This is a genomic window from Streptomyces sp. SM18 (assembly GCF_002910775.2).
Classification (GTDB): domain Bacteria; phylum Actinomycetota; class Actinomycetes; order Streptomycetales; family Streptomycetaceae; genus Streptomyces; species Streptomyces halstedii.
Genome location: NZ_CP029342.1, coordinates 4255122 through 4278729, shown reverse-complemented (window position 1 = coordinate 4278729; position 23608 = coordinate 4255122). Strand labels below are relative to the sequence as shown.

19 protein-coding genes are annotated in these 23608 nt (G+C 70.6%); 3 read left to right on the top strand and 16 right to left on the bottom strand.

What is annotated here, in order from left to right; translation table 11 throughout:
- The first annotated feature begins 108 nt into the window (after positions 1-108).
- Both fahA and B9S64_RS19395 read left to right on the top strand, forming a co-directional pair.
- Entirely contained in the window at positions 109-1338 is a 1230-nt protein-coding gene (fahA, locus tag B9S64_RS19400) for a fumarylacetoacetase (RefSeq protein ID WP_103490596.1), read from the top strand.
- A gap of 163 nt (positions 1339-1501) precedes the next feature.
- Positions 1502-2119: a Uma2 family endonuclease gene (locus B9S64_RS19395; protein WP_103490623.1), complete on the top strand. Its 618-nt coding sequence runs from the start codon at positions 1502-1504 to the stop codon at positions 2117-2119.
- 18 nt (positions 2120-2137) lie between these two features.
- Here the strand turns inward: B9S64_RS19395 and recQ are convergent, their stop codons facing one another.
- The 15 genes from recQ to B9S64_RS19320 all read right to left on the bottom strand — a co-directional run bounded on the left by recQ (position 2138) and on the right by B9S64_RS19320 (position 20325).
- Positions 2138-4141: a DNA helicase RecQ gene (recQ, locus tag B9S64_RS19390; RefSeq protein WP_103490622.1), complete on the bottom strand. Its 2004-nt coding sequence runs from the start codon at positions 4139-4141 to the stop codon at positions 2138-2140.
- Between the two features lie 117 nt (positions 4142-4258).
- Positions 4259-5923 (bottom strand): NADH-quinone oxidoreductase subunit NuoN, encoded by a 1665-nt coding sequence (gene nuoN / locus B9S64_RS19385; protein WP_181012235.1) that lies wholly within the window; start codon positions 5921-5923, stop codon positions 4259-4261.
- Positions 5920-7530, bottom strand: a complete 1611-nt coding sequence (locus B9S64_RS19380) for an NADH-quinone oxidoreductase subunit M (protein ID WP_103490594.1) — start codon at positions 7528-7530, stop codon at positions 5920-5922. Before B9S64_RS19380 ends, nuoN begins: the two co-directional genes overlap by 4 nt.
- A gap of 4 nt (positions 7531-7534) precedes the next feature.
- Positions 7535-9430, bottom strand: coding sequence for an NADH-quinone oxidoreductase subunit L (gene nuoL / locus B9S64_RS19375; protein WP_103490593.1), 1896 nt, complete (start codon positions 9428-9430; stop codon positions 7535-7537).
- 12 nt (positions 9431-9442) lie between these two features.
- Positions 9443-9742, bottom strand: a complete 300-nt coding sequence (nuoK, locus tag B9S64_RS19370; protein WP_028439329.1) for an NADH-quinone oxidoreductase subunit NuoK — start codon at positions 9740-9742, stop codon at positions 9443-9445.
- Positions 9739-10620 carry an NADH-quinone oxidoreductase subunit J gene (locus B9S64_RS19365; RefSeq protein ID WP_103490592.1) on the bottom strand — a complete coding sequence of 294 codons (882 nt, stop codon included), beginning with the start codon at positions 10618-10620 and terminating at the stop codon, positions 9739-9741. The genes nuoK and B9S64_RS19365 overlap by 4 nt, the downstream gene beginning before the upstream one ends.
- Positions 10617-11183 (bottom strand): NADH-quinone oxidoreductase subunit NuoI, encoded by a 567-nt coding sequence (nuoI, locus tag B9S64_RS19360; RefSeq protein ID WP_228872374.1) that lies wholly within the window; start codon positions 11181-11183, stop codon positions 10617-10619. Before nuoI ends, B9S64_RS19365 begins: the two co-directional genes overlap by 4 nt.
- 22 nt (positions 11184-11205) lie before the next feature.
- A complete protein-coding gene (gene nuoH / locus B9S64_RS19355; RefSeq protein WP_103490590.1) occupies positions 11206-12609 on the bottom strand; it encodes an NADH-quinone oxidoreductase subunit NuoH in 1404 nt (467 codons plus the stop codon).
- Positions 12606-15134 carry an NADH-quinone oxidoreductase subunit G gene (locus tag B9S64_RS19350; protein ID WP_103490589.1) on the bottom strand — a complete coding sequence of 843 codons (2529 nt, stop codon included), beginning with the start codon at positions 15132-15134 and terminating at the stop codon, positions 12606-12608. Before B9S64_RS19350 ends, nuoH begins: the two co-directional genes overlap by 4 nt.
- On the bottom strand, positions 15131-16504 hold the full coding sequence (nuoF, locus tag B9S64_RS19345; protein WP_103490588.1) for an NADH-quinone oxidoreductase subunit NuoF: 1374 nt from the start codon (positions 16502-16504) through the stop codon (positions 15131-15133). Before nuoF ends, B9S64_RS19350 begins: the two co-directional genes overlap by 4 nt.
- Complete coding sequence (gene nuoE, locus B9S64_RS19340; protein WP_103490587.1) at positions 16504-17328, bottom strand: NADH-quinone oxidoreductase subunit NuoE; 825 nt, start codon at positions 17326-17328, stop codon at positions 16504-16506. Before nuoE ends, nuoF begins: the two co-directional genes overlap by 1 nt.
- 29 nt (positions 17329-17357) lie before the next feature.
- Positions 17358-18680 carry an NADH-quinone oxidoreductase subunit D gene (locus B9S64_RS19335; RefSeq protein WP_103490586.1) on the bottom strand — a complete coding sequence of 441 codons (1323 nt, stop codon included), beginning with the start codon at positions 18678-18680 and terminating at the stop codon, positions 17358-17360.
- Positions 18680-19396: an NADH-quinone oxidoreductase subunit C gene (locus B9S64_RS19330; protein ID WP_103490585.1), complete on the bottom strand. Its 717-nt coding sequence runs from the start codon at positions 19394-19396 to the stop codon at positions 18680-18682. Before B9S64_RS19330 ends, B9S64_RS19335 begins: the two co-directional genes overlap by 1 nt.
- Positions 19393-19947, bottom strand: coding sequence for an NADH-quinone oxidoreductase subunit B family protein (locus B9S64_RS19325; RefSeq protein ID WP_028439338.1), 555 nt, complete (start codon positions 19945-19947; stop codon positions 19393-19395). Before B9S64_RS19325 ends, B9S64_RS19330 begins: the two co-directional genes overlap by 4 nt.
- Before the next feature lie 18 nt (positions 19948-19965).
- Positions 19966-20325: an NADH-quinone oxidoreductase subunit A gene (locus B9S64_RS19320; protein ID WP_003992243.1), complete on the bottom strand. Its 360-nt coding sequence runs from the start codon at positions 20323-20325 to the stop codon at positions 19966-19968.
- Between the two features lie 826 nt (positions 20326-21151).
- Between B9S64_RS19320 and B9S64_RS19315 the strand changes: the two genes are divergently transcribed.
- The gene (locus B9S64_RS19315) at positions 21152-21994 is read left to right on the top strand and encodes a C40 family peptidase (protein WP_103490584.1); all 843 of its coding nucleotides are present in this window, start codon (positions 21152-21154) and stop codon (positions 21992-21994) included.
- Positions 21995-22074: 80 nt separating this feature from the next.
- On the opposite strand, the gene mptB is transcribed toward B9S64_RS19315, so the two are convergent.
- On the bottom strand, positions 22075-23601 hold the full coding sequence (mptB, locus tag B9S64_RS19310) for a polyprenol phosphomannose-dependent alpha 1,6 mannosyltransferase MptB (protein ID WP_374936060.1): 1527 nt from the start codon (positions 23599-23601) through the stop codon (positions 22075-22077).
- Positions 23602-23608 lie beyond the last annotated feature (7 nt).

The following is a 23608-nucleotide window of genomic DNA, read 5'->3' as shown; positions in this document are numbered from 1 at the left end:
TACCGCCCGGCTTCGCGGGCATGACGCGTCCTTGAGGCGGTGCCGCCGGCCGGCGGCCCCGACGTAACGTGTGTCCCTCAAGCGACCTGGAAAGCGAGGCAGCGACAGATGCCCGAGCAGAGCAGTCCGCTCGATCTGGCCGAGGGCGACCCCTTCGGTCCGCACAACCTTCCGTACGGCGTGTTCTCCACCCCTGGACACCCGGCGGACCGCAGGGTCGGTGTCCGCGTCGGCGACCATGTGCTGGACGCGGGGGCGGCCGCGCACGCGCTCGGTTCGCCCTACGCCCGGCTCCTGGCGCAGCCGAGCCTGACGCCGCTGCTGTCCGCCGGGCGCACCGCCTGGCGCGACGTCCGGCGGGCGCTGACCGCCTGGGTGACCGTCCCGGCCCACCGCCCGGACATAGAACCGCTGCTGTACCCGGTGGACTCGGTGACGCTGCACCTGCCGTACGAGGTCGCCGACTACGTCGACTTCTACGCCAGCGAGCACCACGCCACCAACGTGGGGAGGATCTTCCGGCCGGACGGCGCGGCTCTCACCCCCAACTGGAAGCATCTGCCGATCGGTTACCACGGCCGCTCCGGCACGGTCGTCGTCTCGGGGACCGACGTGGTGCGCCCCTCGGGCCAGCGCAAGGCGCCCACGGACCCGGCCCCGGTGTTCGGGCCGTCGGTGAAGCTGGACATCGAGGCGGAGGTCGGCTTCGTCGTCGGCGTCCCCTCCGCCCAGGGCTCGCCCGTCGCGCTGGGCGACTTCCGGGAGCACGTCTTCGGACTCTCCCTGCTCAACGACTGGTCGGCCCGGGACATCCAGGCGTGGGAGTACGTACCGCTGGGCCCCTTCCTCGGCAAGTCCTTCGCCACCTCCGTGTCGGCGTGGGTGACTCCGCTGGAGGCCCTGGACGCGGCCCGCACGGCCCCTCCGGCCCGGGACTTCCCGCTGCTGCCGTACCTGGAGGACGCGGACGAGGAGGAGCCGGGCGGCTTCGACATCCGGATCTCGGTCGCGGTCAACGGACAGACGGTCGCGGAGCCGCCGTTCGCCTCCATGTACTGGACGGCGGCCCAGCAGATGGCGCAGATGACGGTGAACGGCGCCTCGCTGCGCACCGGCGACCTCTACGGCTCCGGCACGGTCAGCGGCGCGGAGGCCGGCCAGCGCGGCTCCCTGCTCGAACTGACCTGGAACGGGCGCGATCCGCTGGACCTGCCGGACGGCAAGCGGACGTTCCTGGAGGACGGCGACACGGTCACCCTGACGGCCTGGGCCCCGGGACCGCACGGGACGCGGGTGGGTCTGGGCGAGGTGACCGGGCGGATCGTTCCGGCGGGGTGAGCGCGCTCCGGGCGCGGCGGCCCGGCCCCGGGGTGACCGGGCCCGGCCGCCGTCCGGGCCCGGTCAACGACGCGTGACTCGTGCACACGTGCGGGTGGGCCTGATCCGGTTGTCGGCGGATACGCTGGACGAACCCGCGAGACTCCTTCCTATGGGAGCACTGATGAGCGTCGAACCCGAGGCACCCGAGCCGCGGTGGGCGGTTCCGCCCGTGGGCGGCTGGACCGCCGATGACCTGGACACACTCCCGAATCTGCCTCCGCACACGGAGCTGATCGACGGGAGCCTCGTCTTCATGAGTCCGCAGACCGTATTCCACGAGCGTGCGATCGACTACCTGAAATGGCAGTTGCAGTCACTCGCTCCACTCGATCTGGAGGTCTTTCGCGAATTCACCATCGACGTCGATTTCCAGAACCGGCCCGAACCCGATGTCGTCGTCGTCCGCGCGGACGCGGTCGAGAGTCTGCGGCAGACGCGGTTCCCCGCCGAGAGCGTGCTGCTGGCCGTCGAGGTGGTGTCCGACGAATCCGTCACCCGGGACCGGGAGACCAAGCCCGTGAAGTACGCGCGGGCGAGGATCCCGCACTACTGGCGGGTGGAGAACCAGGACGGCCGGGCCGTCGTCTACGTCTTCGAGCTGGAGCCCGCCACCGGTGCCTACACCTCCACCGGGATCTTCCACGACCGGATGAAGGTGTCCACCCCCTTCACCGTCGATCTCGATCTGACCGCGATCGTCTCCCGCCGCCGGGCGGCCGCCCCGGAGTCCCCGGAGTAGGGGGCGGCCGGGCCCGGCTCAGTCGAACTCGGGCGGCTCCTCGTCCCAGCCGAAGTGCTGGTCCGGGTCGGCCGCCGCACGGGGGGCCTGGGGCCGTTGCTGTGCCGCCGGGGCCGGTGCCCGGTCCGGGGCGGCGGCCGGGGCCTGGTGCGGGACCGGTGCGGGGGCCGGGGCCGGGGCGTCGCCCAGCCCGGCCAGCACCTCCAGGACACCCTCGCCGTACGTCGCGAGCTTCTTCTCGCCCAGGCCGCTGACCCCGCCCAGCTCCGCCAGGGAACCAGGGCGCAGGACGGCGATCTCCCGCAGCGTCGCGTCATGGAAGATCACGTACGCCGGGAGGCCCAGCTCCTTCGCCTGGGCCGCGCGCCAGGCGCGCAGCGCCTCGAAGACCGGGACGGCCTCGGCCGGCAGGTCCACGGGGGCCTGCTTCGCCTTGCGGTCGCCCTTGGCCGAGGTCCGGGACGTCGGCTGCTTCGGCTCCTTGCGGAGCAGCACCTCACGCTCCCGGCCGAGCACCGTGGCGCTCGCCTCGGTCAGCACCAGCGTGCCGTACTCCCCCTCGACCGCAAGCAGCCCCTGCGCCAGCAGTTGGCGCACCACGCCCCGCCACTCCGCCTCGGCCAGCTCCTCACCGATGCCGAAGACCGAGAGCTGGTCGTGGTCGAACTGGATGACCTTGGCGGTCTTGCGGCCCAGCAGGATGTCGATGATCTGCCCGGCCCCGAACTTCTGGTTCCGCTCCCGCTTCAGCCGGACGACGGTGGACAGCGCCTTCTGGGCGGCGACCGTGCCGTCCCAGGTCTCCGGCGGGGTGAGGCAGGTGTCGCAGTTGCCGCAGGACTGCTCGCCGGGCTCCTGGCCGAAGTAGGTGAGGAGCTGGGCCCGGCGGCACCGCACCGTCTCGCAGAGCGCCAGCATCGAGTCGAGGTGCGCGGCCGCCCTGCGGCGGAACGCCTCGTCGCCGTCACCGCCCTGGATCAGCTTGCGCTGCTGGACGACGTCCTGGAGGCCGTACGCCATCCAGGCCGTGGACGGTGCCCCGTCGCGGCCGGCGCGGCCGGTCTCCTGGTAGTACCCCTCGACGGACTTGGGCAGGTCGAGGTGGGCGACGAAGCGGACGTCCGGCTTGTCGATGCCCATGCCGAAGGCGATCGTCGCGACGACGACCAGGCCCTCCTCGCGCAGGAAGCGCGACTGGTGGGCGGCGCGCGTCCCGGCGTCCAGGCCCGCGTGGTAGGGGACGGCCTCGATGCCGTTGCGGCAGAGGTACTCGGCGGTCTTCTCCGTCGCGTTGCGCGAGAGGCAGTAGACGATGCCCGCGTCCCCGGCGTGCTCCTCCTTGAGGAAGGTGAGCAGCTGCTTCCTGGGGTCGGCCTTGCCCACGATCCGGTACTGGATGTTCGGCCGGTCGAAGCTGGCCACGAAGTGCTTCGCCTCGGGCATCCCGAGACGCTGGGTGATCTCGCGGTGCGTGGCGTCGGTCGCGGTGGCGGTCAGCGCGATGCGCGGTACGTCCGGCCAGCGCTCCCCCAGCACCGACAGGGCCAGGTAGTCGGGGCGGAAGTCGTGACCCCACTGGGCGACACAGTGCGCCTCGTCGATGGCGAACACGGAGATCTCGCCCCGGGCGAGCAGGGCGAGGGTGGAGTCCAGGCGCAGCCGCTCGGGGGCCAGGTAGAGAAGGTCGAGCTCGCCCGCGAGGAACTGGGCCTCCATCGAGCGGCGCTCGTCGAAGTCCTGCGTGGAGTTCATGAAGCCGGCGCGGACGCCGAGCGCCCGCAGGGCGTCCACCTGGTCCTGCATGAGGGCGATCAGCGGGGAGATCACGACACCGGTGCCGGGCCTGACCAGGGCCGGGATCTGGTAGCACAGGGACTTGCCGCCGCCGGTGGGCATGAGCACGACCGCGTCGCCGCCGGCGACCACATGATCGATCACCGCGGCCTGCTCGCCGCGGAACGCCTCGTACCCGAACACCCGGTGCAGCGTCTGCCGCGCAGCGCTCTCGGTCGTCACACTCATGGTCGCGCCCGTCCGTCCGTCTTCACCGTCACCGGCAACCATAGGCGCCCGGTACGACAACGCCGGACGGGCTTGACTTCCGTCAGGCCCGTCCGGCGTCCCGGAGTGTTCCCGCCGTTACCGCACGAACACACCGGCCTGGCTCGCCAGGTCCAGGAAGTACTGCGGGGCCAGGCCCAGCACCAGCGTGACGGCGACCCCGACCGCGATCGTGGTCATCGTCAGCGGGGACGGGACGGCGACCGTGGGGCCGTCCGCCTTCGGCTCGCTGAAGAACATCAGGACGATGACCCGGACGTAGAAGAACGCGGCGACGGCCGAGGAGATCACACCGACCACGACCAGTCCGGCCGCCCCGCCGTCCGCCGCCGCCTTGAAGACGGCGAACTTGCCGGAGAAGCCCGAGGTGAGCGGGATGCCCGCGAAGGACAGCAGGAAGACCGCGAAGACCGCGGCGGTCAGCGGGGAGCGGCGGCCGAGCCCGGCCCACTTCGACAGATGGGTCGCCTCCCCGCCCGCGTCGCGCACCAGCGTCACGACGGCGAAGGCGCCGACAGTCACGAAGGAGTACACGCCCAGGTAGAAGAGGACGGACGAGATGCCCTCCGGGCTGGCCGCGATGACACCGGCCAGGATGAACCCGGCGTGCGCGATCGAGGAATAGGCCAGCAGCCGCTTGATGTCGGTCTGGGTGATCGCGACGACCGCCCCGCCCACCATCGTGACGATCGCGACGCCCCACATGACCGGGCGCAGGTCCCAGGTGAGGCCCGGCAGCACCACGTACAGCAGACGCAGCAGCGCGCCGAACGCGGCGACCTTGGTGGCCGCGGCCATGAAGCCGGTGACCGGGGTGGGGGCGCCCTGGTAGACGTCCGGGGTCCACATGTGGAACGGCACGGCGCCGACCTTGAAGAGCAGGCCCATGAGGACCAGCGCGCCGCCGATCAGCAGCAGCGCGTCGTTGCCCATGGTGTCGGCGAGCGCCGGGTCGATGTCCTGGACCCCGCCGTCCACCACGGCGGCGATGCCCGCGTAGGAGACGGTGCCGGCGTATCCGTAGAGCAGGGCGATCCCGAAGAGGAGGAACGCCGAGGAGAAGGAGCCGAGCAGGAAGTACTTCACCGCGGACTCCTGCGACATCAGCCGCTTGCGGCGGGCGACGGCGCACAGGAGGTAGAGCGGGAGGGAGAAGACCTCCAGCGCGACGAAGAGGGTCAGCAGGTCGTTGGCCGCCGGGAAGACCAGCATCCCGGCCACCGAGAACAGCACCAGCGGGAAGACCTCGGTGGTGGTGAACCCGGCCTTGACCGCGGCCTTCTCACCGTCGCTGCCCGGGACCGAACCGGCCTGGGCCGCGAAGGAGTCCACCCGGTTGCCGTGCGAGGCCGGGTCCAGCCGCCGCTCGGCGAAGGTGAAGACGGACACCATCGAGACGAGCAGGATGGTGCCTTGCAGGAAGAGCGCCGGACCGTCGACGGCGATGGCCCCCATGGCGGCGATGTGGGCGCTCTTGGTGGCGTACCCGTCGGCCGCGAGTCCGACGACCGCCGCGAACGAGGCCGCGAGGGCGACGACCGTCAGGAACACCTGGGTGGTGTACCGGTGGCGGCGCGGCACGAAGGCCTCGACCAGGACGCCGAGGACGGCGACCCCCACCACGATCAGGACGGGCGCCAGTTGGGCGTACTCGATGGTCGGAGCGGTGAAGCGGTCTCCCGGCGCCGCCGACGTCACCTCGCCCGCCGTCGTCCACAGGCTGTGGACAGCTGTTGCGCTCACTTGGCGGCCTCCACCTCGGGCTGGGGGTCCTTCTTCTGTACGTCCTGCATGGTGTGCTGCACCGCCGGGTTGACGACGTCGGCCACCGGCTTCGGGAAGACGCCCAGGAAGAGCAGCAGGGCGATCAGCGGCACGACCACCGCCAGTTCACGCACCCGGAGGTCGGGCATGGCCCGCACGCTCTCCTTGACCGGTCCGGTCATGGTCCGCTGGTAGAGGACCAGGACGTAGAGCGCGGCGAGCACGATGCCGACGGTGGCGATGATCCCGGCCGCCGGATACGCGCTGAACGCGCCGACCAGGACCAGGAACTCACTGACGAACGGGGCGAGTCCGGGCAGCGAGAGCGTCGCCAGACCGCCGATCAGGAAGGTCCCGGCCAGCACCGGTGCCACCTTCTGCACCCCGCCGTAGTCGGAGATCAGACGCGATCCCCGACGGGTGATCAGGAATCCGGCGACGAGCATCAGCGCGGCCGTCGAGATCCCGTGGTTGACCATGTAGAGCGTGGCGCCGGACTGGCCCTGGCTGGTCATCGCGAAGATGCCGAGCACGATGAAGCCGAAGTGCGAGATCGACGCGTAGGCGATGAGCCGCTTGATGTCGCGCTGGCCCACCGCGAGCAGCGCCCCGTAGATGATGGAGACCAGCGCCAGCACCACGATCACCGGCGTCGCCCACTTGCTGGCGTCCGGGAAGAGCTGGAGGCAGTAGCGGAGCATCGCGAAGGTGCCGACCTTGTCGACGATCGCGGTGATCAGGACGGCGACCGGGGCGGTCGCCTCCCCCATGGCGTTGGGCAGCCAGGTGTGCAGCGGCCAGAGCGGGGCCTTCACCGCGAAGGCGAAGAAGAAGCCGAGGAACAGCCACTTCTCCGTGGAGCCCGCCATCTCCAGCGAGCCGTTGGCCCGCGCCTCGGCGATCTCCGCGAGCGAGAAGCTGCCCGCGACCACGTAGAGGCCGATGACGGCGGCCAGCATGATGAGCCCGCCGGCCAGGTTGTAGAGGAGGAACTTGACGGCCGCGTAGCTGCGCTGGGCCGCCGCGTTGTCGTCGCTGCCCGCGTGGGCCCGGTCCCCGAAGCCGCCGATGAGGAAGTACATCGGAATGAGCATGGCTTCGAAGAGGATGTAGAAGAGGAAGACGTCGGTGGCCTCGAAGGAGAGGATCACCATCGCCTCCACCATCAGGATCAGCGCGAAGAAGCCCTGGGTGGGGCGCCAGCGGTACGGCTTGGCTCCCCCGGTGCCTCCCCCGCCCGACTCGGGACGGGCGTCCGGGGAGGGGTCGGCGTCGTGCCAGCCGGCCAGCAGGATGAAGGGCATCAGCAGCGCGGTGAGCCCGAGGAGCGCCACCCCGATGCCGTCGACCCCCAGGTCGTACCGGACGCCGAAGTCCTTGATCCAGGCGTGGGACTCGGTGAGCTGGTAGCGGTCACCGCCGGGTTCGAAGCGGGCGAAGACGATGCCCGCCAGGACGAGGGTGCCCAGCGAGAAGAGCAGCGCCGTCCATTTGGCGGCCGTGCGGCGCCCGGCCGGAACCGCGGCGGTGACGACCGCGCCGATCGCCGGGAGGGCCGCCGTCGCTGTCAGGAGGGGAAAGGACATGGGATCAGACCGCCCTCATCAGCAGGGTCGCGGCGATGAGTACCGCCGTACCGCCGAACATCGAGACCGCGTAGGTGCGGGCGTAGCCGTTCTGCAGCTTGCGCAGCCGGCCGGAGAGCCCGCCCATCGAGGCGGCCGTACCGTTGACGACGCCGTCGACCAGGGTGTGGTCCACGTAGACCAGGGACCGGGTGAGGTGTTCGCCCCCCCGGACCAGGACCACGTGGTTGAAGTCGTCCTGGAGCAGGTCGCGGCGGGCCGCCCGGGTGAGCAGGGAACCGCGCGGGGCGACGGCCGGGACCGGCTTGCGTCCGTACAGGGACCAGGCGACGGCGACCCCGACGACGAGGACCACCATGGTGGCCGCCGTGACCGTGGTCGCGCTGATCGGCGCGTCGCCGTGGTCGTGTCCGGTGACGGGCTCCAGCCAGTGCAGGAACCGGTCGCCGATGGAGAAGAACCCTCCGGCGAAGACCGATCCGAAGGCGAGCACGATCATGGGGATCGTCATCGACCTCGGTGACTCGTGCGGGTGCGGCTCACGGCCCTCGGCGTCCGGCTGCCAGCGCTTCTGGCCGAAGAACGTCATCAGCATCACGCGCGTCATGTAGAACGCGGTGATCGCGGCGCCCAGCAGGGCCACGGAGCCGAGGATCCAGCCCTCGGTGCCGCCCTTGGCGAACGCCGCCTCGATGATCTTGTCCTTGGAGAAGAAGCCGGACAGGCCGGGGAAGCCGATGATCGCGAGGTAGCCGAGGCCGAAGGTGACGAAGGTGACCGGCATGTACTTTCGCAGGCCGCCGTACCTCCGCATGTCCACCTCGTCGTTCATGCCGTGCATGACCGAACCGGCGCCGAGGAAGAGCCCGGCCTTGAAGAAGCCGTGCGTCACCAGGTGCATGATCGCGAAGACGTAGCCGATGGGGCCGAGGCCGGCGGCGAGGACCATGTAGCCGATCTGCGACATCGTCGAGCCGGCGAGGGCCTTCTTGATGTCGTCCTTGGCGCAACCGACGATCGCACCGAAGAGCAGCGTGACCGCGCCGACGATCGCGACGACCAGCTGGGCGTCCGGGGCGGCGTTGAAGATCACGCCGGAGCGGACGATCAGATAGACGCCCGCGGTCACCATGGTGGCGGCGTGGATGAGGGCCGAGACCGGGGTCGGGCCCTCCATCGCGTCGCCCAGCCAGGACTGCAACGGCACCTGGGCGGACTTGCCGCAGGCCGCGAGCAGCAGCATCAGGCCGATCGCGGTGAGCTTGCCCTCGCTCGCGTCCCCGGCCGACCCCAGCACCGGCCCGAAGGCGAAGGTGCCGAAGGTGGTGAACATCAGCATGATCGCGATGGACAGCCCGATGTCACCGACCCGGTTGACCAGGAAGGCCTTCTTCGCGGCGGTGGCCGCGGTGGGCTTGTGCTGCCAGAAGCCGATGAGCAGGTACGACGCCAGGCCGACACCCTCCCACCCGGCGTACAGCAGCAGGTAGTTGTCGGCGAGGACCAACAGGAGCATCGCCGCGAGGAACAGGTTCAGGAAGCCGAAGAAGCGGCGGCGGCGTTCGTCGTGCTCCATGTAACCGATGGAGTAGATGTGGATCAGGGTGCCCACACCCGTGATCAGCAGGACGAACGTCATCGACAGCTGGTCGAGCTGGAAGGCCACGTCGGCCTGGAAGCCCTCGACGGGGATCCAGCTGAAGAGCTTCTGGTGCAGGGCGCGGTCGTCGGCGCCCTTGCCCAGCATGTCGGTGAAGAGTACGGCGCCGATGACGAAGGACGCGGCGGCGAGCAGCGTACCGATCCAGTGTCCGGACCGGTCGAGCCGGCGGCCGCCGCAGAGCAGGACCGCCGCTCCGAGCAGGGGCGCCGCGACCAGCAGCGCGATCAGGTTTTCCACGACAGCGACCCCTTACAGCTTCATCAGGCTGGCGTCGTCGACCGAGGCCGAGTGGCGGGAGCGGAACAGCGACACGATGATCGCGAGCCCGACCACGACCTCCGCGGCGGCGACGACCATCGTGAAGAAGGCGAGGATCTGGCCGTCGAGGTTGCCGTGCATCCGGGAGAACGTGACGAGCGTGAGGTTGCAGGCGTTGAGCATCAGCTCGATGCACATGAACACCACGATCGCGTTCCGCCTGATCAGCACCCCGGAGGCGCCGATCGTGAACAAAAGGGCCGCGAGGTAGAGGTAGTTGACCGGATTCACTTGGCGACCTCCTCTCCTTCTTCCGCGTGGTTCTTCGGAGCGCCGCCCTCGGACGCCTCGGCCCGGTCCGCGGGCGCGCGGCCCAGCCGCTCGCCGGAGCGCTGCTCCAGCGCCTTGAGGTCGGCGAGCGCCTCGTCGGAGACGTCCCGGATCTGGCCGCGACGGCGCAGTGTCTGCATGACGGTCAGCTCGGACGGGGTGCCGTCCGGGAGCAGTCCGGCGATGTCCACGGCGTTGTGCCGGGCGTAGACGCCGGGGGCCGGCAGCGGCGGTACCTGACCGCTGCGCACCCGCTCCTGGGACAGCTCCCGCTGGGTCTTGGCGCGTTCGGTGCGCTCCCGGTGGGTGAGCAGCATCGCGCCGACGGTCGCCGTGATCAGCAGAGCGCCGGTGATCTCGAACGCGAAGACGTACTTGGTGAAGATGAGGTTGGCCAGCCCCTCGACGTTCCCGCCGTGCAGGGCGTTGGCCGCGCCGAGACCGGTGAAGGTACGCAGCGAGGCCTGGCCGATCCCGGCGATCAGCAGGACGCCGAAGCCGAGCCCGCAGCCGGCGGCCAGCCAGCGCTGGCCCTTGATGGTCTCCTTCAGGGAGTCCGCCGCCGTCACGCCGACGAGCATGACGACGAAGAGGAACAGCATCATGATCGCGCCGGTGTAGACGACGATCTGGACGATCCCCAGGAAATAGGCGCCGTTGGCGAGGTAGAAGACCGCCAGCACGATCATCGTGGCGGCGAGTGACAGCGCGCTGTGCACCGCCCTCTTCATCAGGACCGTGGAGAGCGCCCCGACGACGGCGACGGTGCCCAGCAGCCAGAACTGGACGGCCTCGCCGGTCGAGGTGGCGGAGGCGGCCGCGGCCAGTGCGGAGGTCATGCGTCCACCCCCTTGTCGGCCTCGCCCTTGGAGACGGCCTTCTGCCGCTCGGTCCCGGGGGCGGCCTCGCTCACCAGGCCCCGGTAGTAGTCCTGTTCGTCCATGCCGGGGAAGATCGCGTGCGGGCTGTCGACCATGCCCTCCTCCAGTCCGGCGAGGAGTTCGTCCTTGGTGTAGATGAGGCTCGCCCGGGTGGTGTTGGCGAGCTCGAAGTCGTTGGTCATGGTCAGCGCCCGGGTCGGGCACGCCTCGATGCACAGCCCGCACAGGATGCAGCGGGCGTAGTTGATCTGGTAGACGCGGCCGTAGCGCTCGCCCGGGGAGTAGCGCTCCTCGTCGGTGTTGTCCGCGCCCTCCACGTAGATCGCGTCGGCGGGACAGGCCCAGGCGCACAGCTCGCAGCCGATGCACTTCTCCAGGCCGTCGGGGTGCCGGTTGAGCTGGTGCCGGCCGTGGAAGCGCGGCGCCGTCACCTTCGGCGTCTCCGGGTACTGCTCGGTCAGCCGCTTCTTGAACATGGCCTTGAAGGTCACGCTGAAGCCGGCGACCGGATTCATGAACATGTCCCCTGAGGGCTCCGATGGCTCAGACACCGTCGGCCTCCTTTCCGTTACCCGCGAGATCGTCACTCTGAGTATCCGGCCCGCCACTGACAACGAGCTGCCGCTCGTGTCGCGGCCCGCGGCGCGGCACCGGCGGCAGGGTCTGGCCGGGCAGCGGCGGCACCGGGAACCCGCCCGCCATCGGGTCGAACGCCGGCTCGGGTCCGGCCGCCTCCTCGGCGGCCTTGGCCTTGCGGTCGCGGAAGACGTCGGCGACGAAGGAGATCAGCAGGATCGCGATCACGGCCCCGACGACGTACAGCACGATCCTGGAGAAGTCGTAGCCCTCGTTGCTCAGGGCCCTGACCGTGGCGACCATCATCAGCCAGACCACGGCGACCGGGATCAGGACCTTCCAGCCGAGCTTCATCAACTGGTCGTAGCGGACGCGGGGCAGGGTGCCGCGCAGCCAGATGAAGAAGAAGAGGAGCAGCTGCACCTTGAGGACGAACCAGAGCATCGGCCACCAGCCGTGGTTCGCGCCCTCCCAGAAGGTGCTGACCGGGTACGGGGCCCGCCAGCCGCCGAGGAACAGCGTCACGGAGACCGCGGAGACGGTGACCATGTTGACGTACTCGGCGAGCATGAACATCGCGAACTTGATGGACGAGTACTCGGTGTTGAAGCCGCCGACGAGGTCGCCCTCGGACTCGGGCATGTCGAACGGGGCGCGGTTGGTCTCCCCGACCATGGTGACGATGTAGATGATGAAGGAGACCGGCAGCAGGATGACGAACCAGCGGTCCTGCTGCGCCTCGACGATCTGCGAGGTGGACATCGACCCGGAGTAGAGGAACACCGAGGCGAACGCGGCGCCCATGGCGATCTCGTAGCTGATCATCTGGGCGCACGAGCGCAATCCGCCGAGCAGCGGGTACGTCGATCCGGAGGACCAGCCGGCCAGCACGATGCCGTAGATGCCGACGGAGGCGACCGCGAGGATGTACAGCATCGCGATCGGCAGGTCGGTCAGCTGCATCGTCGTACGGTGGCCGAAGATCGACACCTCGTTGCCGGCCGGGCCGAACGGGATGACCGCGATCGCCATGAACGCCGGTGCGGCGGCCACGATCGGGGCCAGGACGTAGACGACCTTGTCGGCGCGCTTGACGACGACGTCTTCCTTCAGCATCAGCTTCACACCGTCGGCGAGCGACTGGAGCAAGCCCCAGGGGCCGTGCCGGTTGGGTCCGATGCGCAGCTGCATCCAGGCGACGACCTTGCGCTCCCACACGATGGCGAAGAGCACCGTCACCATCAGGAACGCGAAGCAGAACACCGCCTTGACGACGACGAGCCACCACGGGTCCGTACCGAACAGCGAGAGGTCCTCGGCGGCCAGGACGGCGTCCTGGGGGGCCGCGGCGAGTCGGGCGAGGCCGGTCACTCTCCTACCTCCGATGTCACGGCGTCCTGGGGGGTCACGGCGCGGGAAGCGGGGGCTGCGGCCGGATGGATCCGGACCAGTCCGCCCGGCTGGGCGCCGGTGTCGGCCGGAACGCCCCGGCCGACGGAGTCGAGCGGCACCCAGACGACGCGGTCCGGCATCTCGGTGACGACCAGCGGGAGTTCGGTGGTGCCGACGGGGCCGGTGACGGCGAGCAGGTCGCCGTCCTTCACCCCGGTCTCGGCGGCGGTGGCGGCGGAGAGCCGGGCGACGGCCGCGTGCCGCGTCCCGGCCAGGGCCTCGTCGCCCTCCTGGAGCCGGCCCCGGTCGAGCAGCATCCGGTGGCCCGCGAGGACCGCCTCGCCGTCGCCGGGCCGGGGCAGCGGCCGGGAGGACTCCCGGGGGTCCTCCGCGCGGGATCCCTGCCAGCCGGCGAGCCGGTCGAGCTCGCGCCGGGCGGCCCCCAGGTCGGGCAGGGCCAGGTGGACGTCGAGGGCGTCGGCCAGCATGTGCAGCACCCGGGCGTCGGACGGGCAGAGCGTCCGGGGCAGCTGCTCGGGCTTGAGCGCGGCCTCGAACATCCGCGCCCTGCCCTCCCAGTTGAGGAAGGTCCCGGCCTTCTCCGCGACGGCCGCGACGGGCAGCACCACGTCGGCGCGCTCGGTGACCGCGCCCGGCCGCAGCTCCAGCGAGACCAGGAAGCCGACCTCGTCCAGCGCCCGCAGGGCGCGTGCCGGGTCGGGCAGATCCTCCGGGTCCACGCCCGCGACCAGCAGCGCCGCCAGCTCGCCGGTGGCCGCGGCCTCCACGATCTGGCCGGTGTCGCGGCCGTGGCCGGTGGGGAGCTGGGCGACGCCCCAGAGCGCCGCGACCTCCGCGCGGGCTCGCGGGTCGGTGGCCGGACGGCCTCCGGGCAGCAGGGTCGGGATGGCCCCCGCCTCCAGCGCGCCGCGCTCACCGGCCCGCCGCGGGATCCACACCGGTGTGGCACCGGTGGCCGCGGCGGTGCGCAGTACGGCGGTCAGCGCGCCGGGCACGGTGGCGAGCCGCTCCCCGATCACGATCACGGCGCCTTCCCCGCGCAGTGCCTCGGCGGCGGCGGTGCCGTCGGCCTCCAGGCCGACCCCGCCCGCCAGCGCGTCCAGCCACTCGGTCTCGGTGCCGGGCGCGGCGGCGAGCAGGGTGCCGCCCGCCTTGGCGAGGCCGCGGCTGGCGTGCGAGGCGAGCGCGAACGTCCGCTGGCCGCGCTTGCGGTGGGCCTTGCGCAGCCGCAGGAAGACGCCGGGGGCCTCCTCCTCGGACTCGAAGCCCACCAGCAGGACCGCCGGGGCCTTCTCCAGCGCGGTGTAGGTGATCCCGCCGCCGTCCAGGTCACGGCCTCGTCCGGCCACCCGGGCGGCGAGGAAGTCGGCCTCCTCGGCGCTGTGCGTCCGGGCCCGGAAGTCGATGTCGTTGGTGCCGAGGGCGACGCGGGCGAACTTGCTGTACGCGTAGGCGTCCTCGACGGTCAGCCGGCCGCCGGTGAGGACACCGGCCCGGCCGTGTGCGGCCGAGAGCCCATCCGCCGCAACCCGCAGCGCCTCGGGCCAGCTCGCCTTCTCCAGCACGCCGTCCGCGTTGCGGACCAGCGGGGTGGTGAGCCGGTCGCGCTGCTGGGCGTAGCGGAAGCCGAAGCGGCCCTTGTCGCAGAGCCACTCCTCGTTGACCTCGGGCTCGTTGGCGGCGAGCCGCCGCATGACCTTGCCGCGCCGGTGGTCGGTGCGGGTGGCGCAGCCGCCCGCGCAGTGCTCGCAGACCGAGGGCGTGGAGACCAGGTCGAAGGGGCGGGAGCGGAACCGGTACGCGGCCGAGGTGAGTGCCCCGACCGGGCAGATCTGGATGGTGTTGCCGGAGAAGTACGACTCGAAGGGGTCGCCCTCGCCCGTACCGACCTGCTGGAGCGCCCCGCGTTCGATCAGCTCGATCATCGGGTCGCCGGCCACCTGGTTGGAGAAGCGGGTGCAGCGGGCGCAGAGGACGCACCGCTCGCGGTCCAGCAGCACCTGGGTGGAGATCGGCACCGGCTTCTCGAAGGTGCGCTTCTTGCCGTCGAAGCGGGAGTCGGTCCCGCCGTGCGACATCGCCTGGTTCTGGAGGGGGCATTCGCCGCCCTTGTCGCAGACCGGGCAGTCCAGCGGGTGGTTGATGAGCAGGAGCTCCATCACCCCCTTCTGGGCCTTCTCCGCGACGGGCGAGGTGATCTGCGACTTGACGACCATGCCGTCGGTGCAGGTGATGGTGCAGGAGGCCATCGGCTTGCGCTGGCCCTCCACCTCCACGATGCACTGCCGGCAGGCACCGGCCGGGTCGAGCAGCGGATGGTCGCAGAAGCGCGGGATCTCGATGCCGAGGAGTTCGGCGGCCCGGATGACCAGGGTCCCCTTGGGGACGCTGATCTCGATGCCGTCGATGGTCAGCGTGACGAGGTCCTCGGGCGGGACGGCCGCCTCGCCGCCCCCGGAGGGCGCACTCGTGGTGACTGTCATGCGTTCACCCCCCGGTGAGCGGTCGTGTCGTCGGTGTCGTCGGCCCAGAGGGTCGACCTGGCCGGATCGAAGGGGCAGCCCTTGCCGGTGATGTGCTGCTCGTACTCCTCGCGGAAGTACTTCAGCGAGGAGAAGATCGGTGAGGCGGCGCCGTCGCCGAGGGCGCAGAACGACTTGCCGTTTATGTTGTCGGCGATGTCGTTCAGCTTGTCGAGGTCGGCCGCCTCTCCCTTGCCGGCCTCGATGTCACGGAGCAACTGGACGAGCCAGTAGGTGCCTTCACGGCAGGGTGTGCACTTGCCGCAGGACTCGTGGGCGTAGAACTCGGTCCACCGGGTGACGGCCCGGACCACACAGGTGGTCTCGTCGAAGCACTGGAGGGCCTTGGTGCCGAGCATGGACCCGGCGGCGCCGACGCCCTCGTAGTCCAGCGGGACGTCGAGGTGTTCGTCGGTGAACATCGGGGTGGAGGAGCCGCCGGGGGTCCAGAACTTCAGCCGGTGCCCGGCCCGCATCCCGCCGCTCATGTCGAGCAGTTGGCGCAGGGTGATGCCGAGCGGCGCCTCGTACTGGCCGGGGCTGGTGACGTGGCCGCTGAGGGAGTAGAGGGTGAAGCCCGGGGACTTCTCGCTGCCCATCGACCTGAACCAGTCCTTGCCCCGGTTCAGGATCGCGGGAACCGAGGCGATGGACTCGACGTTGTTCACCACGGTGGGGCAGGCGTACAGACCGGCGACCGCGGGGAAGGGGGGACGCAGCCGGGGCTGGCCGCGCCGTCCTTCGAGCGAGTCGAGCAGCGCCGTCTCCTCGCCGCAGATGTAGGCGCCCGCGCCCGCGTGGACGGTGAGTTCGAGATCGAGTCCCGAGCCCATGATGTCCGTGCCGAGGTAGCCCGCCGCGTACGCCTCGCGGACCGCCTCGTGCAGCCGCCGCAGTACGGGGACGACCTCGCCCCGCAGATAGATGAAGGCGTGCGAGGAGCGGATCGCGTAGCAGGCGATCACGATGCCCTCGATGAGGCTGTGCGGGTTGGCGAAGAGGAGCGGGATGTCCTTGCAGGTCCCGGGTTCCGACTCGTCGGCGTTGACCACCAGGTAGTGCGGCTTGCCGTCGCCCTGCGGGATGAACTGCCACTTCATCCCGGTGGGGAAGCCGGCACCGCCGCGTCCGCGCAGACCGGAGTCCTTGACGTACGCGATGAGGTCGTCGGGCGGCATGGCCAGGGCCTTGCGCAGGCCCTCGTAGCCGTCGTGTCGGCGGTAGGTCTCCAGCGTCCAGGGCTCCGGCTCGTCCCAGAAGGCGGACAGGACCGGGGACAGGAGCTTCTCGGGGCTGGTCCCGTTCTGGTCGATCTCGGCGGCCAAGGTCATCACTCCCCCTCCTCGGCTGCGGGCCCGGCCGGGTTCGCCGGGTCGGAGGCCGATGTCTGCTGCGGTGCGTCGTGCGAGCTGAGGTGCTCGGTCGGCGACGGTTCGTGCGCCGGGGTGTCGCGGGGTGCCTCGCCCCGCGGGCCGACGACCCGTGCCTGCGGGGCGGCCTCACCCTTGGCGAGCTTCAGCCCGACCAGGGAGGCGGGGCCCGCCCCGCCGGTCGCCTCGACGGCGCCGGGGCGGGTGTCGGGGAAGCCGGCCAGGATCCGGGCCGTCTCCTTGTAGGTGCACAGGGGGGCGCCGCGGGTGGGTTCGACGGTCCGCCCGGCGATCAGGTCGTCCACGAGCCGGGTGGCGCTCTCCGGGGTCTGGTTGTCGAAGAACTCCCAGTTGACCATCACCACGGGCGCGAAGTCGCAGGCCGCGTTGCACTCGATGTTCTCCAGGGTGACCTTGCCGTCCTCGGTGGTCTCGTTCTTGCCGACGCCGAGGTGCTCCTTGAGCCGGTCGTAGATGGCGTCGCCGCCCATGACCGCGCACAGGGTGTTGGTGCAGACCCCCACCTGGTAGTCACCGCTCGGCTTGCGCCGGTACATCGAGTAGAAGGTGGCGACGGCGGTCACCTCGGCGGTGGTGAGGCCGAGCCGCTCGGCGCAGAAGGCCATGCCCGTACGGGAGACGAAGCCCTCCTCGGACTGCGTCAGGTGGAGCAGCGGCAGCAGGGCCGAGCGGCTGTCGGGGTAGCGGGCGATCACCTCCTTCGCGTCCGCTTCGAGCCGGGCCAGCACGTCGGCCGGGTAGGCGGGGGCGGGGAGCTGCGGCATCCCCAGACTGACTTCTCGCTCGGACGCGGTCACCGGTCGACGCCTCCCATCACGGGGTCGATGGACGCGACGGCGACGATGACGTCGGCCACCTGGCCGCCCTCGCACATCGCCGCCATGGCCTGGAGGTTGGTGAAGGACGGGTCGCGGAAGTGGACCCGGAAGGGGCGGGTGCCGCCGTCCGAGACGACGTGCACGCCCAGTTCGCCCTTGGGGGACTCCATGGCGGTGTACGTCTGCCCGGCCGGGACCCGGAAGCCCTCGGTCACCAGCTTGAAGTGGTGGATCAGGGCCTCCATGGAGGTGCCCATGATGTTCTTGATGTGGTCGAGCGAGTTGCCGAGACCGTCGGGGCCGAGCGCGAGCTGCGCGGGCCAGGCGATCTTCTTGTCGGCGACCATGACCGGGCCCGGCTCCAGCCGGTCCAGGCACTGCTCGACGATCCGGAGCGACTGCCGCATCTCCTCCAGCCGGATGAGGAAGCGGCCGTAGGCGTCGCAGGTGTCCGCGGTGGGCACCTCGAAGTCGTACGTCTCGTAACCGCAGTACGGGTCGGTCCTGCGCAGGTCGTGCGGGAGGCCGGCGGACCTGAGCACCGGGCCGGTGGCGCCGAGCGCCATGCAGCCGGCCAGGTCGAGGTAGCCGACGTCGCGCATCCGGGCCTTGAAGATGGGGTTGCCGGTGGCGAGCTTGTCGTACTCCGGCAGGTTCTTCTTCAGGGTCCCGATCGTCTCGCGGATCCGGTCCACCGCGCCGGGCGGGAGGTCCTGGGCCAGGCCGCCGGGCCGGATGAACGCGTGGTTCATCCGCAGACCGGTGATCAGCTCGAAGAGGTCGAGGACGAGTTCACGGTCGCGGAAGCCGTAGATCATGATCGTCGTGGCGCCCAGCTCCATGCCGCCGGTGGCGACGCACACCAGGTGCGAAGAGATCCGGTTGAGCTCCATCAGCAGCACGCGCAGGACGGTCGCCCGGTCGGGGACCTGGTCCTCGATGCCGAGGAGCTTCTCGACCCCGAGGCAGTAGGCCGCCTCGTTGAAGAAGGGGGTGAGGTAGTCCATGCGGGTGACGAAGGTGGTGCCCTGGGTCCAGCTGCGGAATTCGAGGTTCTTCTCGATACCGGTGTGGAGGTAGCCGATACCGCAGCGGGCCTCCTGGACGGTCTCGCCGTCGATCTCCAGGATCAGCCGCAGCACGCCGTGTGTGGACGGGTGCTGGGGACCCATGTTGACGATGATGCGTTCGTCGTCGGCCTTGGCGGCGGACTCGACGACCTCGTCCCAGTCGCCGCCGGTGACCGTGTACACGGTCCCCTCGGTGGTGGTGCGGGGCGTTGCTCGGGGAGTGGTCATCAGCTGTACGACCTCCGCTGGTCCGGAGCCGGGATCTTGGCGCCCTTGTACTCGACGGCGATGCCGCCCAGTGGGTAGTCCTTGCGCTGCGGGAAGCCCTGCCAGTCGTCCGGCATCATGATCCGGGTGAGGGCGGGGTGCCCGTCGAAGACCAGCCCGAAGAAGTCGTAGGTCTCGCGCTCGTGCCAGTCGTTGGTCGGGTAGACCTCGACCAGGGACGGGATGTGCGGGTCGCTGTCCGGGGCGGACACCTCCAGGCGGATCAGCCGCCCGTGGGTCAGCGACCGCAGGTGGTAGACCGCGTGCAGCTCACGGCCCGTGTCCCCCAGGTAGTGCACGCCGCTCACCCCGGTGCAGAGCTCGAAGCGCAGGGCGGGGTCGTCGCGCAGGGTGCGGGCGACCTGGAGCAGGTGCTCGCGGGCGATGTGGAAGGTGAGTTCGGCCCGGTCGACGACGGTCTTCGTGATGACCTCGGCGGGCAGCAGGCCCTGTTCCTCCAGGGCTCCCTCCAGCTCGTCGGCCACCTCGTCGAACCAGCCGCCGTACGGCCTGGAGGAGGCGCCCGGCAGGGTCACGCTCCGGACGAGGCCGCCGTATCCGGAGGTGTCGCCGCCGTTGTTCGCGCCGAACATGCCCTTGCGTACGCCGATGACCTCGCCGGAGCGGTCGTTGGGCGCGGGCACCTGGCCGCTGTTGGTGTTGAGTTCGTCGCTCACCGCAGCAGCCCCTTCATCTCGATCAGGGGGAGCGCCTTGAGGGCCGCCTCCTCCGCCTCGCGGGCGGCCTCCTCCGCGTTGACCCCGAGCTTGGTGCCCTGGATCTTCTGGTGGAGCTTGAGGATGGCGTCCATCAGCATCTCGGGGCGCGGCGGGCATCCGGGCAGATAGATATCGACCGGGACAATATGATCAACACCCTGAACAATGGCGTAATTGTTGAACATTCCGCCTGATGACGCGCAAACCCCCATGGAGATGACCCACTTGGGGCTCGGCATCTGGTCGTAGACCTGCCTCAGGACGGGGGCCATCTTCTGGCTCACCCGCCCCGCGACGATCATCAGGTCCGCCTGCCGCGGCGAGCCGCGGAAGACCTCCATGCCGAAGCGGGCCAGGTCGTAGCGCCCGGCCCCGGTGGTCATCATCTCGATGGCGCAACAGGCGAGGCCGAAGGTGGCGGGGAAGACGGAGGACTTCCGCACCCACCCGGCGGCCTGTTCGACAGTGGTCAGAACGAAGCCGCTCGGCAGCTTCTCTTCGAGTCCCATGGTGTGCCCCTCAGCCCCTCAGTCCCATTCCAGGCCGCCCCGGCGCCACACATACGCGTAGGCGACGAAGACGGTGAGCACGAAGAGCAGCATCTCCACGAGCCCGAAGATCCCCAGGGCGTCGAAGGTGACCGCCCAGGGATAGAGGAAGACGATCTCGATGTCGAAGACGATGAACAGCATCGCCGTCAGGTAGTACTTGATGGGGAAGCGGCCGCCTCCGGCCGGCGTGGGTGTGGGTTCGATACCGCACTCGTACGCTTCGAGCTTTGCCCGGTTGTACCGCTTGGGGCCGATAAGCGTGGCCATGACCACGGAGAAGATCGCAAACCCTGCCCCCAGGGCGCCGAGCACGAGGATGGGCGCGTAGGCATTCACGCTCCTCGCTCCTTCCAGTCGTCCTTGACCGTTGGACCGCATCGGGCGACCGGCTCGCCACCTCATCAAGATCGTGCACATGTGAGGCAGTTCACAAGCCCGACTGCCCCGCATCCTATGCCCGCCGTCCTGTGATCTGCGACACGGGGTGCGCCAACGTCTTTGTGATCTCCACCACCTGACGAACGATCATGAAGTCGGATGAGCGGTGATCTTCGCACGCGAAGCGGCCGAGTGATCACGAGACGTGACATTCGAGTGCGTCATGGCAGGTCAAAGGCGTCGCGCTCTATCAATCGACGGACGGTACAAGCAAATTGGTGCTGGACGCGTGCGGGGTGATATATGAAGCGACCGCACGCCTCGACCACCCGGACGAGGGGGGCCGGGGTACCGATGTGGACAATGCGCGCGCATTCACGAGCTTCCGGACAGGCCCCCGCGACGGCGGCCGACGAGCCGCCCGGGAAACGGACATGACTCACCAACAGGGCATGCCATGACAAGTGACCGCCCCACCCGGACACCCTCGGGGCGCGGGCGCGAGGGCGCCTCCTAGGCGCGCACCACCCTGTGACCTGCGCCACAAGCCGAGCGGTTCCCCGGAAAGAGGGCTTGGCCAACCACGCGAACGGATGGTAAGTGGCGGGCAATTCGGGCGTATTGCCGAAAACCCGTGATCACGGCCATGATCACCAACGCCCGGTATGCCCCTTACGGCGTCAATAAGGGCCCCCGACAAGCGGATTCACAGATTCCGTACGCAACTGTGTCGCAGCCCACGTTTCTTGATGGGACCCCTACAGCCCTGATAGCGCTAGTACCCATGTCCCACACCGCTCACATACCCAGCCACCGGAAACCCCGCCAGAGTGCCTCGAAGACGGCCCTGCGGGCAGGAGTTGCCGGTGGCGTCCTCAGCACCATCGCGGTCGCGGGTGCCGCCGGTCCGGCCCAGGCCGAGCCGGTGACCCAGACCCTTGAGATGCCCACCATCACCGCCGGGCTCTCCACCACCGTCGCCGCGTCCGCCCAGGCGACGCAGCAGGTCGCCCTGGACCTGGAGACCCGGGCGAACGAGGAGGCCGCGGCGACCGACGCGGCCAAGAAGGCCAAGAAGGCCAAGGCGGAGGCCGTCCGCAAGGCGGAGGCGAAGAAGAAGGCGGAGGCCGAGGCCAAGGCCAAGGCGGAGGCCGCCGAGCGCGCCTCCCGTACCGCCGCGCGCACCACGCTCAGCGCCCCCTCCGGCTCGTCCTCCTCCTCCGGTTCGACGGCGGCGTCCGCCTCGACGGTGTCGTACTCCTCCAGCGCCACGGGCTCCGCGGCCTCTGTCGTCGCGTTCGTCCAGTCCCACGTCGGCGACGCGTACGTCTCCGGCGGCACCGGCCCCAACTCGTGGGACTGCTCCGGGCTCGTCCAGGCCGCGTTCCGCACGGTGGGCGTCGACCTGCCGCGTGTCTCGCAGAGCCAGTCGACGGCCGGCACGCAGGTCTCGCTGAGCAACCTTCAGCCGGGCGACATCCTGTACTGGGGTGGCGCGGGCAGCGCGTACCACGTGGGCGTCTACGTGGGCGGCGGCCAGTTCGTCGGCGCGCAGAACTCCAGCACCGGTGTGGTGCAGCGCTCCCTGGACTACGACCCGCCGTCGGGCGCGGTCCGCGTTCTCTGATTCACAAGCGGTCGCGCACCGCTTCGGGCCGTCGCTCCCCCGCTCGGGAGTGACGGCCCTTCGTCATGCGCGGGCCTTCGTCATGCGCGGGCCGTCGCGTCCGGGGCTGCCGCGTCCGGGGCCGTGGTGTCCCGGGCCGCCGTGGGGCCGTCGCGTCCGGGCCGGTCGTCCCCGGAGACCTCCCGTGCCGGCCCGCGCCCCTCCCCGGCCGCGCCACGGCGTACGAGCAGCACGCCCAGCGCGCAGGTGAGCCCGGCCAGCACGAACCCGTAGACCGGGGTGGACCCCGAGGGCTGCGTCTCGTAGACCAGCGCCGCCGACAGCACCGCGACCGTGTCGCGGACCCGGCCCGTGCCCGCGGTGGCGGCGAGCACCACCGTGCCCCACAGCAGGTACCACGGCTGCACCATCGGGGAGAGGGCCACCAGCGCCACCAGCGCGAGCCCCAGCGCGTGGACCGGCCGCGTACGGCCGGTGGCGGAGCGGTGGGCCAGCACGGCGATCAGCACCAGGGCCGCCGCCAGGCCGGCGTTCTGCACGGCCGACTTGACCGGGTCCGGGTCGGTGCCGAACAGCAGCCGCCCCAGCTCCCCGAGGCCGAGTCCCAGGTCGCTGCTGGCCGAGAGCGCGGTGTGGATACGGCCCGCGACGCCCTGGGTGCCCAGCCAGCCGAAGCCGGTGCCGCCCAGCAGCGTCACCGCGACCACGACCGCCCCCGCGACCGCTCCGGGGCCCAGCAGCCCCTTGGCGACCCGGCGGACGAGCGGACCGGCGGCCGCCCGGCCCACCACGACGCCGACGAACAGCAGCGCCACCGCGGCGGGCGACTTGACCATCATGGCGAGCCCGATGAGCGCCGAGCCGGTGACCCACCTCCCGCGCAGCGCGAACACCGCGCCCGCCAGCATGAGTCCGGCCATCAGCCCGTCGTTGTGCAGCCCGCCCACCACGTGCATGAGCAGCAGCGGGTTCAAGGCGCCCAGCCAGAGCGCGGCGCCGCCGTCGCGGCCGTGCTCGCGGGCCAGCCGCAGCAGCGCCCAGGCGATCAGGGCCAGGGCCCCGAGGGCGATGAGCCGCATCAGCAGGACACCCGGGACGATCGTGCCGCCGGTCAGCCAGGCGGTGCCCCGGGCGAGGATCAGGAAGAACGGGCCGTACGGCGCCGGGGTGTCGGTCCAGTGCCCTCCGACGCTCGCCGCCGCGTCGCCGCCCGGCCCCGCGGGGTCCAGGACGGACGGGCCCACGCTGTAGACGTCGTGCCCTTCGAGGACCATCGTGCCCTGGGCGAGATAGCTGTAGACGTCGGCGCTGTAGAGCGGCGGTGCCAGGACGAACGGCGCGGTCCACCAGACCAGGGTGACCAGGCTGTGACGGACACCGGCGCCCGCCCTGCCGTACAGCCACCAGGCGACGACGAGCGCGGTCAGTCCGGCGTAGGCCAGCGCGTATCCCGCCGCCCGCACCGCCGTGCCGTGCGGGACCCACAGGCCCCACGGATCGTGGGCCGGCAGAGCTCCGACCGCCCAGCCGCCCAGGACGGCCGCCGCCGCGCCCGCCGCACCCAGCCGACGGCAGCCGCCGGCGCTCCACGCCCCCATTGCCCGCATGGTCCGC

What these genes read in the sequence shown, in the direction of transcription:
- fahA (WP_103490596.1), top strand. Translation starts at nt 109, where the DNA reads ATGCCCGAGCAGAGCAGTCCGCTCGATCTGGCCGAGGGCGACCCCTTC.
- B9S64_RS19395 (WP_103490623.1), top strand. Translation starts at nt 1,502, where the DNA reads ATGAGCGTCGAACCCGAGGCACCCGAGCCGCGGTGGGCGGTTCCGCCC.
- recQ (WP_103490622.1), bottom strand. Translation starts at nt 4,141, where the DNA reads ATGAGTGTGACGACCGAGAGCGCTGCGCGGCAGACGCTGCACCGGGTG.
- B9S64_RS19380 (WP_103490594.1), bottom strand. Translation starts at nt 7,530, where the DNA reads ATGTCCTTTCCCCTCCTGACAGCGACGGCGGCCCTCCCGGCGATCGGC.
- B9S64_RS19365 (WP_103490592.1), bottom strand. Translation starts at nt 10,620, where the DNA reads ATGACCTCCGCACTGGCCGCGGCCGCCTCCGCCACCTCGACCGGCGAG.
- nuoI (WP_228872374.1), bottom strand. Translation starts at nt 11,183, where the DNA reads ATGTTCATGAATCCGGTCGCCGGCTTCAGCGTGACCTTCAAGGCCATG.
- B9S64_RS19350 (WP_103490589.1), bottom strand. Translation starts at nt 15,134, where the DNA reads ATGACAGTCACCACGAGTGCGCCCTCCGGGGGCGGCGAGGCGGCCGTC.
- nuoF (WP_103490588.1), bottom strand. Translation starts at nt 16,504, where the DNA reads ATGACCTTGGCCGCCGAGATCGACCAGAACGGGACCAGCCCCGAGAAG.
- nuoE (WP_103490587.1), bottom strand. Translation starts at nt 17,328, where the DNA reads ATGCCGCAGCTCCCCGCCCCCGCCTACCCGGCCGACGTGCTGGCCCGG.
- B9S64_RS19335 (WP_103490586.1), bottom strand. Translation starts at nt 18,680, where the DNA reads ATGACCACTCCCCGAGCAACGCCCCGCACCACCACCGAGGGGACCGTG.
- B9S64_RS19325 (WP_028439338.1), bottom strand. Translation starts at nt 19,947, where the DNA reads ATGGGACTCGAAGAGAAGCTGCCGAGCGGCTTCGTTCTGACCACTGTC.
- B9S64_RS19315 (WP_103490584.1), top strand. Translation starts at nt 21,152, where the DNA reads ATGTCCCACACCGCTCACATACCCAGCCACCGGAAACCCCGCCAGAGT.
- mptB (WP_374936060.1), bottom strand. Translation starts at nt 23,601, where the DNA reads ATGCGGGCAATGGGGGCGTGGAGCGCCGGCGGCTGCCGTCGGCTGGGT.